The following is a 10,000-nucleotide window of genomic DNA, read 5'->3' as shown; positions in this document are numbered from 1 at the left end:
ATGCTCAGGAATCATTTCAAAACTGTATCTTGTATGTTTTTTGACTTCATCAAACTCTTCCTCTGTTAAAGGCTCAGTCTTGTATAATAACCGTTGATCAATCTTAGCCATTCCCGCGTCACTTAAACAACCTGCTAATGCTACTTGGATCGTATCTCTGTAGCTGTAATTCATTTTCCTAGCAATAAATGCGCTAATAATTGCAACTGCAATAGAATGCTGATGTATATATTCTTTCTTATTCGATAAATGATAAAGAGAAAATATTTCTTTTGAGACATGCTCTAACTCTTCTAACAATGGTAAAATTATATTTCTAATATTGGCTATATTTACAGAGAATCCAGACTGCCAAGAAATAAATTCTTTTTTGTACAATTGAACTGTATGTAAAAAAAGATCTATAAAGCCACTTTCCACATCCTTTCTCTCTCCTTTAGGAAAAGATGAAGATGACTGAATAATTTGTGTACCATCTAATTGTGTATTTTCAATTGCTACTTCTTCTACTAAAAAAGCTTTTAATATCCTGATATGCTCCTCGGCTAAAACCGTTTTTGCAGTAATTATTGGTCTGTTTGTTCGTATAAAAATGTCTTCTGCTAAAATACTGCCTGGCTTTAATGCTCTAACTTTAACAATCATTGGAAACCACCCTTTAAAAAAAACGGACTTTTTTACTATTTTAATGTATTTTTTTTGAATTGTAACCCATTAATTTCATCCTTTACTCCTAAAATTAACTATATATTTAAATTATATGAATTGATTTTCATAAAAAAAGAGATGTCTCTAGGGTTTTCCTTTAAGACATCTCTCCACCATATTATTCATTATTCGTTTGAATCCGTGTCATTCTCTGAAGATGCTTGTTGACCTTCTTCAGTCATTTCCACATCTTCCACTTCTTCATCTTCTTTTTCTACCTTCGCAACAGTTGCAACAAATTCATTGTCACTTTCATTTAATTTAATCAGTCGGACTCCTTGAGTGCTTCTACCCATTGTAGAAATATCGCTTACTGCCATTCTGATTAAAACGCCACCTGTTGTGATAATCATTACATCTTCTTCACCGGTAACGACTTTCATCGATACAAGATTTCCGTTTTTATCGGTAATGTTGCATGTCTTAATACCTTTTCCGCCTCTACCTTGAACTCTATATTCATCTATCGGTGTTCTTTTTCCGTAACCTTTCTTAGTTACAATCAGTATTTCTGAATTTTCTTCAAGAACTTCCATACCTACCACTTCATCTTCAGATGATAGAGTAATACCTTTTACGCCAGTTGCTGTTCTACCCATAGAACGTACATCTGTCTCTGGGAAGCGAATAAGCAAGCCGTTTTTCGTACCAATAATAATTTCCTTTGAACCATCTGTTAAACGTACAGAGATTAACTCATCGCCTTCTCTTAAGTTAACAGCAATTAGTCCATTATTTCTTATATTAGCAAAAGATGATAATGGAGAACGTTTAGATATTCCTTCTTTTGTAGTGAAGAATAAATACCAATCATCTACAAATTCTGAAACAGGAATAATTGCATTGACCCACTCATCCTTTTCCACACCTAAAAGGTTAATGATTGGAATACCTTTAGCAGTACGGCTGAATTCCGGTATTTCATACCCTTTTAATCTGTATACTTTCCCTTTATTAGTAAAGAATAGAATAGTGTCATGAGTAGATGTTGAGCTTAACTGTTCAACGAAGTCATCCTCATTCGTACCCATGCCCTGAATTCCTCTTCCTCCACGTCTTTGTGCTCGATAAGTAGATGCTGGCAGTCTCTTAATATAACCATTATGAGTTAAGGTTATAATGATATTTTCTTCTGGAATCAAATCTTCATCTTCGATGTTTTCAATTCCACCAGCAATAATTTCCGTACGACGTGTATCGTTAAATCGCTCTTTTACTTCTAGAAGCTCTTCACGAATAATTTCTAAGATTTTTTCTTCATCCGCTAGAATAGCTTTTAATTCAGCAATTAACTTAACTAATTCTTGATATTCATCTTCGATTTTTTCTCTTTCTAATCCAGTTAATCTTTGTAAACGCATATCCAGAATAGCTTGAGCTTGTTTTTCCGAAAGATTAAAGTTCGTCATTAATCCTTCACGCGCTATATCCGTGGTTCGGGAACTACGAATTAAGCTAATTACTTCATCTAAGTGATCTAAAGCGATGCGCAGCCCTTCTAGTATATGAGCTCTAGCTTCAGCTTTTCTTAATTCAAATTCTGTTCTTCTGCGAATAATAACTTTTTGATGATCCAGATAATGAGCTAAACATTGTTTTAAGTTAAGTACCTTTGGCTGCCCATCAACCAGTGCAAGGAGATTAATACCAAAGCTCGTCTGCATAGCCGTATGCTTATATAGATTATTTAATAAAACATTGGCATTTGCGTCTTTTCGCACTTCAATTACAATGCGCATTCCATTACGATCCGATTCATCTCGTAAATCAGTGATTCCATCAATTTTTTTATCGCGGACTAATTCAGCAATACGCTCTACTAGTCTTGCTTTATTGACTTGATAAGGAATCTCTTTCACAATAATAACTTCCTTACCACTAGGCTTCACTTCAATTTCCACTCGTGCTCTTAATATAATGGAACCTCTGCCAGTCTCATAGGCCTTTCTAATTCCGCTTCTACCTACGATCATTCCGTAAGTTGGAAAATCGGGTCCTGGAATAATTTCCATTAATTCAGGAATGGTAATATCAGCATTCTTACTTACAGCAAGGACTCCATCTATTACTTCTCCTAATTGATGTGGAGGGATGTTTGTAGCCATTCCGACCGCTATCCCACTTGTACCATTCACTAGTAAGTTAGGGAATCGAGAAGGTAATACTACTGGTTCCTTTTCTTCTCCATCAAAGTTTGGCTTGTAATCAATTGTATCTTTATTAATATCACGTAATAGCTCCATTGCTATTTTTGACATTCTTGCTTCCGTATAACGCATCGCTGCGGCAGAGTCACCATCTACAGATCCAAAGTTACCATGCCCATCAACAAGCATATAGCGATAGTTAAAATCCTGAGCCATACGAACCATTGTCTCATAAACAGCACTATCACCATGTGGATGATACTTCCCGATAACTTCCCCAACAATACGGGCCGATTTCTTAAACGGCTTGTCAGAATGCATTCCAAGATCATGCATCGCATATAAAATACGTCGGTGTACAGGTTTTAGTCCATCTCGTACATCTGGAAGAGCACGAGAAACAATAACGCTCATCGCGTAATCTAAAAAGGAATCACGCATTTCTTTACTTATATTTCTATCTTTAATTTGAGAATTTGGCATATCAGCCATGTAAAGGAACCTCCTTAAGAAACAATTAGATCATCTTCTTCTTGACAAAAAGTGTTTTTAGAAAAAGAATATCTAATCGAATTCCTTATGATTAATAGGAATAACTAACTTCTAAAGAAACACACAAGGTGCCAATCTAATCAGCACCAAATTTCTTTTCCTATCTTTAAACATCTAGGTTTTTAACGTAGGTCGCATTTTCTTCTATAAAGTTTCTGCGTGGCTCTACTTTATCACCCATTAGCATTTCAAATGTTTCATCTGCCTCAATGGCGTCATCTAAACTTACTTGTAAAAGTACTCGGTGTTCAGGATCCATTGTTGTATCCCATAACTGCTCTGCATTCATTTCTCCTAATCCTTTATAACGCTGTATATTCGGTTTAGGGGTAGCTGGTAATGTAGCTAGAACTTCTTGTAATTGTTTATCACTATATGCATATTCTAGCTTTTTCCCTTGTTTAATGCTGTATAGTGGCGGTTGAGCGATATAAATATAACCAGCTTCTACAATCTTTCTCATATAACGGTAGAAAAAGGTTAATAATAATGTTCGAATATGAGCACCATCAACATCGGCATCTGTCATAATAACAATTTTATGATATCTCGCTTTTGATATATCATAATCATCCCCAATTCCTGTTCCAATTGCAGTAATCATGGAACGAACCTCATTGTTAGATAAAATCCGATCTAGTCTAGCTTTTTCAACATTAAGTATTTTACCTCTTAGCGGCAGGATTGCTTGGAAATGACGATCTCTACCTGATTTTGCAGAACCACCAGCAGAATCTCCCTCTACTATGAATAGTTCACTAATTTTCGGGTCTCTTGAAGAACAATCCGCCAATTTTCCTGGTAAGCTCGAAACTTCGAGAGCACTTTTACGACGAGTTAATTCTCTTGCTTTTTTCGCAGCAATCCTTGCTCTTAAAGCCATTTGACCTTTGTCAACAATTTTACGAGCCACCGTAGGATTTTCTAAAAGGAACTTCTCAAGGTGTTCAGAAAAAACAGTATCTGTAATGGTACGAACTTCTGAATTTCCTAGTTTGGTTTTTGTTTGTCCTTCAAACTGTGGATCTGGATGTTTAACAGAGACGATTGCAACAAGACCTTCTCTTACGTCTTCACCCGAAAGATTCGTATCTGATTCCTTTAATAAGTTATTCTTTCTTGCATAATCATTAATTACACGGGTGAGGGCTGTCTTAAAGCCAGCTTCATGAGTTCCACCTTCATGCGTATTAATATTATTTGCAAATGAATGAATATTACCGGTATACCCGTCATTATACTGGAAAGAGATTTCAACTGTTATCCCGTCTTTTTCTCCTTCAATATAAATTGGTTCTTCAAAAAGGACCTCTTTATTACGATTTAGATGCTCTACGTATGATTTTATACCACCTTCATAATGGTATTCTTTTCTTTTTTCCAATCCTTCACGTTTATCTTCAATCGTAATACGAATATCACGATTTAAGAAAGCAAGCTCTCTAACGCGATTAGCTAATGTTTCATAGTCATATTCTAATGTTTCCTTGAAAATTTCGCCGTCTGGCTTAAAGTGTGTAGTGGTTCCAGTAGTATCCGTTTCACCAATAATTTCTAAATCAGCAGCAGGAACCCCTTTTTGGTATTTTTGGTAATAAATATTTCCATCCCGATGTACAAAAACCTCTAATTCTGTCGAAAGTGCGTTTACTACCGAAGCACCTACCCCATGAAGTCCACCAGACACTTTATAACCGCCGCCGCCGAACTTTCCTCCGGCATGGAGAACTGTCATGATTACTTCTACAGCTGGTCTTCCCATTTTTTCCTGAATACCAACGGGAATACCACGACCATTATCTTTAACCGTAATACTATTATCTTGTTCGATAATAATATTTATTTCATTACAGAAACCAGCTAACGCTTCATCAATACTGTTATCGACAATTTCCCACACTAAGTGATGCAGACCTCGGCCACTTGTTGACCCGATATACATTCCTGGTCTTTTTCTAACAGCCTCTAAGCCTTCTAAAACCTGTATCTGACTCTCATCATAAGATTGTTGTTCAACTGGATTTTGTTCCGTTGACATATCGATCACCTAACTTTCTATTGACATCAAAAAATTTTTTCATTTAATTTTGCATCATTAGTACTCTTGAATAGTTAACTGGACTATTCTTTTTTTTAACGTATTAGAAGCAATCGGCGAAAAATAGATAGTATCCTTCGTTATCACAATAGATTTATAAGTGGAACTTTTCCCATTGGTCATTGCTTTTTGTCGTTCTAGAAATTCCTTTGAGATAGGAGAGGACTCAACTGTCTGTTTATCTAATATAGTTAAAATTTCTGAAGTTCGCACAAGAATATTTTCTCCAATATGAACGTACACTTTTTCACCTCAAAGTTATTGAATCTTTTTAATCGTTCCGGATTCAACCTGAAAAGTAGCAGCTTCTTTTAACGTTTGATGGTCAATTCCATCAACATTGGTTGTTGTCACAAAAGTTTGCACTTTCCCTTGAATGGTATTTAATAAATGAGATTGCCGGTAGTCATCTAATTCAGAAAGGACATCATCTAGCAGGAGTATTGGATACTCACGAATCTCAGAATAAATTAATTCAATTTCCGCCATCTTTATTGATAATGCAGTCGTTCGTTGCTGTCCTTGTGAACCAAAGGTTTGTACATCTCTATTATTCACATAAAACATCATATCATCACGATGAGGTCCGAATAACGTCATCCCTCGATCAATCTCCCGTTTTTTTAAATGTTGGAATTTTTCTTCGTATATGCTCTTCATTTTCGACAAATCTTGGTCTTCTGATACATCGACGGAAGGTTTATAGCGAATTTCTAGTGTTTCCAACCCGCGAGATATTCCTTTATGAATCGGAACCGCCCATTTTTCCAGCAGATGCAGGAATTCAAAACGCTTTACGACAATTTTAACTGCCATATCTATAAATTGTTCGGTTAGTATTTCAAGCATTGTATGGTCTGTTTGTTTATTTGTTTGTAATTGTTTTAGGTAGGTATTTCGCTGGTGTAAAATTTTTTGATACTGGCTCATATCATGCAAATATACTGGTGATATTTGCCCTATTTCCATATCAATAAATCTTCTTCTAATTTGCGGGCTGCCTTTTACTAGATTTAAATCTTCAGGTGCGAACATAACTACGTTCATATTACCGATATATTGACTTAGTTTTCGCTGCTCTATATGATTAAACTTTGCCTTTTTCCCTTTTTTAGCCACGACTAACTGCATGGGAATTTTCCCATGTGCCTTAACTAATCTACCTTCTATTTTAGCATATTCTTTGTCCCAACGAATAAGTTCTTTATCATTAGAGGTTCGGTGAGATTTAGCCATAGCTAGAACATAGATAGATTCCATCACATTGGTTTTTCCTTGTGCGTTCTCTCCTAAAATTACATTTACTTTATTTTCGAAAGAAATATTCAGTTCCTCATAATTCCGGTAATTTCTCAAAAGCAACTCATCAATATACATTTGGTTTCACCCTTTTATAAAACAGTGTACTTGCCAAATGAAGGAATATTTATTTCGTCACCACTTCTTAATTTTCTTCCTCTGCGCTGATCCTGTTCCCCATTCACAAATACCTCGTATTCTCCTAGGAACCATTTTGCCATTCCACCTGATTGTATTAACTCTGCTACTTTTAGAAATTGACCTAATGTAATATAATCCGTGTCAATTTTAATTTGATTATTCATCTTTTCACTCTCTCAACTTTAATCGTATCTTTCTATTCTACTAAATAATTTATTGATACACAAAGAAAAGTGTAATATTTCTATAAATAAGTCGTGAATAGTCGAAATGAGCAGGTTAAAACACACTCACAACTTACTTATTAATCGTTTTGTATATTCATGCAACCACTCTATAAAAAGAAAAATTGGGTGTTCATTAAACAGAACACCCAAAACTTTTAATAGGTTCTAACCGGTAATATAAGCTGCAATGTAGAATCATCATTTGTTGGATGAATAACAAATGGTCGCATCGCTCCAGTAAAACTAATTTTCACTTCTGATCCTTCAAGAACTTTCAACGCATCCATCATAAATTTAGCACTGAAAGAAATTTTTAATTCTTCCCCACTAACTGATTCACTCACTAATTCCTCCATTACTTTTCCAATTTCCGGAGTAAAAGAAGAAATTTCTATCACATTATCACTCATGGTTGAAAATTTAACAACATTATTTCGGCCTTCACGTGCAAGTAAGGAAGCACGATCAATGGATTGCAAAAATTCTTTAGAGTTTACAACAATATCCGTCTTGCTTTCAGTAGGTATTAAGCGATTGGTATCAGGATAATTCCCTTCTAACAAGCGTGAGAAAAATAGAATATGTTTCGTTTTAAATAGAATCTGGTTTTCCGTAACAAAAATTTCAACAGGCTCATCATGATCATCTAAAATTCTATTCAACTCATTTAAACTTTTTCCTGGAATAACAATATTAAATGATTGTTCTTCCTCTGTTTCTATTTTTGCTTTTCTTAAAGCTAGTCGATGACTATCTGTTGCAATACAGATTAAATCATTGTTTTCTATTTTCCAGTTTACACCTGTCAACACTGGACGTGTTTCTGAGGTGGACACTGCAAAAACAGTTTGTTTAATAATATTTTTTAGTAAATCTGTAGGAACTTTAATAGAATTTTGTTCCGAAATTTGTGGTAAATGCGGGTATTCCTCAGAATCAAGTCCATTTAAATTGAACTCTGATTTACCAGAACGGATTGTTGTTTGTAAATTATCAACCATAATTTCAACTTGGCTGGTAGGGAGTTTTTTTACAATTTCACTAAAAAACTTAGCTTGTAAAACAATAGAACCAGGCTGTTGGATATCAACTATTTCTTGATCTCCTTCTTCTTTAGGAATAAAAGATTCAATGGAAATATCAGAATCACTTCCAGTTAATGTTACTCCTTCTTCACTCGCAACAATTTTTATCCCAGTTAGAATAGGAATTGTTGTTCTACTAGTAATTGCTTTCATTACATCTTGAACACTTTGAACAAGATGGTCTTTTTGGATGATGAATTTCATTAATTAATCCTCCGATTTAAATAATTTTTGAATGTAAGTTCTAAATGCTTATTTTAATAATATATTTTAAAAAAAATAGTAGTACAAGTAGTAGGTCCTGTTAGTATGTGGATAACTATATTTAAGCAAGGAAACACAGTCTATCAACATGTGGATAGACTGTGTTTAAAGTAAGGCGAGTTATACACATTATTCTATCTAAACTTTTAAGAGTTCATTTATTTCTTTTAATTGTTTTTGAAGAAGAGAGTCTGTTAAAAGCAATTTTGATATTTTTTCATGGGCATGAATAACAGTTGTATGATCACGACCGCCGAACTCTTCCCCGATTTTTGGTAAGGAGAAATCCGTCAATTCTCTTGATAAGTACATAGCAATTTGTCTTGGGAATGCAATGGATTTCGTTCGTTTTTTGGCTTTGAAATCTTCTAACTTGATATGAAAATGCTCTCCTACTACTTTTTGAATATCATGAATGGTTATTACTCGCGGTTTAGAGCTTGGGACTATATCTTTTAATGCTTCAGCTGCTAAATCAGCATTTATATCTTTATTAATTAAAGAAGAATATGCAACAACACGAATAAGTGCACCTTCTAGCTCGCGAATATTTGAATCTATTTGATTAGCAATATAAAGCATTACTTCATTTGGGATGTCTAACCCATCTGCTTTTGCTTTTTTTCTTAAGATAGCAATCCGTGTTTCTAAATCTGGTGGCGTAATATCTGTAATAAGTCCCCATTCAAAACGAGAACGCAGGCGATCCTCTAGTGTTGGAATTTCCTTTGGAGGACGATCACTAGAGATAATAATTTGTTTGCTTTCTTCATGTAACGTGTTAAATGTATGGAAAAATTCTTCTTGTGTTGATTCTTTTCCAGCAAGAAATTGAATATCATCTATTAAAAGAACGTCAACATTTCGATATTTATCACGGAATTCAGCACCTTTATTATCACGGATACTATTAATAAATTCGTTTGTGAATTTCTCAGAAGATAAATAAACCACTTTAGCAGATGGATTATGATCAAGAACATAGTGACCAATTGCATGCATTAAGTGAGTTTTTCCAAGTCCAACTCCTCCATAAATAAATAGAGGGTTATATGCCTTTGCAGGTGCTTCGGCAACAGCAAGGGAAGCTGCATGAGCAAAGCGATTTCCAGATCCAATTACAAAAGTGTCAAACGTATATTTGGAATTTAAAATAGTTTGTTCCGTAACTTCTTCTTCTTTTTTCTTTTGTTTGGTAGAAATTTGCTGATCGAATTCCTCTTCTTTTTGATTTTGAGGAATAATAAATTTTACAAGAAGTTCCTCTCCTGTAATTTCATAAAGTATTTCAGCAATCAGTTGAGAGTACCGTTCTTCTAACCAATCTCGGGCAAATTCATTAGGTGCTGTTACAACTAGAAGATCTCCTTGCAAGGAATTAGCCTTTGTAGGCTTAAGCCATGTATCAAAACTAGGTTTACTAATCTTTGTTTCGATTGTACTTAGGGCATTATTCCAGAGATCCGTTATATTCTTCAA

The 10,000-nt window shown here is 34.7% G+C and carries 8 protein-coding genes (1 of these 8 cut by a window edge); all 8 read right to left on the bottom strand.

The window, feature by feature from the left end:
- A protein-coding gene (locus NX902_RS00040) for an HD-GYP domain-containing protein (RefSeq protein ID WP_095333217.1) crosses the window boundary here: on the bottom strand, positions 1-645 show its 5' portion. The gene continues 435 nt to the left of window position 1, outside the view; 645 of the gene's 1,080 nt are visible here — the first part of the coding sequence; the start codon lies at positions 643-645; the stop codon falls past the left edge of the window.
- 188 nt (positions 646-833) lie between these two features.
- Complete coding sequence (gene gyrA / locus NX902_RS00035) at positions 834-3,347, bottom strand: DNA gyrase subunit A (protein WP_163185949.1); 2,514 nt, start codon at positions 3,345-3,347, stop codon at positions 834-836.
- 166 nt (positions 3,348-3,513) lie between these two features.
- Positions 3,514-5,445 (bottom strand): DNA topoisomerase (ATP-hydrolyzing) subunit B, encoded by a 1,932-nt coding sequence (gene gyrB / locus NX902_RS00030; protein ID WP_095333220.1) that lies wholly within the window; start codon positions 5,443-5,445, stop codon positions 3,514-3,516.
- A 57-nt stretch (positions 5,446-5,502) separates the two neighbouring features.
- Positions 5,503-5,748 carry an extracellular matrix regulator RemB gene (remB, locus tag NX902_RS00025; protein WP_047944610.1) on the bottom strand — a complete coding sequence of 82 codons (246 nt, stop codon included), beginning with the start codon at positions 5,746-5,748 and terminating at the stop codon, positions 5,503-5,505.
- Between the two features lie 15 nt (positions 5,749-5,763).
- The gene (gene recF / locus NX902_RS00020; protein ID WP_172859346.1) at positions 5,764-6,882 is read right to left on the bottom strand and encodes a DNA replication/repair protein RecF; all 1,119 of its coding nucleotides are present in this window, start codon (positions 6,880-6,882) and stop codon (positions 5,764-5,766) included.
- Positions 6,883-6,896: 14 nt separating this feature from the next.
- On the bottom strand, positions 6,897-7,109 hold the full coding sequence (gene yaaA, locus NX902_RS00015) for a S4 domain-containing protein YaaA (RefSeq protein ID WP_047944608.1): 213 nt from the start codon (positions 7,107-7,109) through the stop codon (positions 6,897-6,899).
- A gap of 218 nt (positions 7,110-7,327) precedes the next feature.
- A complete protein-coding gene (dnaN, locus tag NX902_RS00010; RefSeq protein ID WP_095333223.1) occupies positions 7,328-8,461 on the bottom strand; it encodes a DNA polymerase III subunit beta in 1,134 nt (377 codons plus the stop codon).
- 198 nt (positions 8,462-8,659) lie between these two features.
- Positions 8,660-10,000: chromosomal replication initiator protein DnaA (gene dnaA, locus NX902_RS00005; protein ID WP_445668870.1), on the bottom strand; the 1,341-nt coding region annotated here is incomplete at its 5' end.

Source organism: Niallia sp. FSL W8-0954 (assembly GCF_038005605.1).
GTDB lineage: Bacteria > Bacillota > Bacilli > Bacillales > Cytobacillaceae > Niallia > Niallia circulans_A.
Note: the sequence above shows the minus strand (reverse complement) of the source record. Positions and strands in the feature narration are given on the sequence as shown.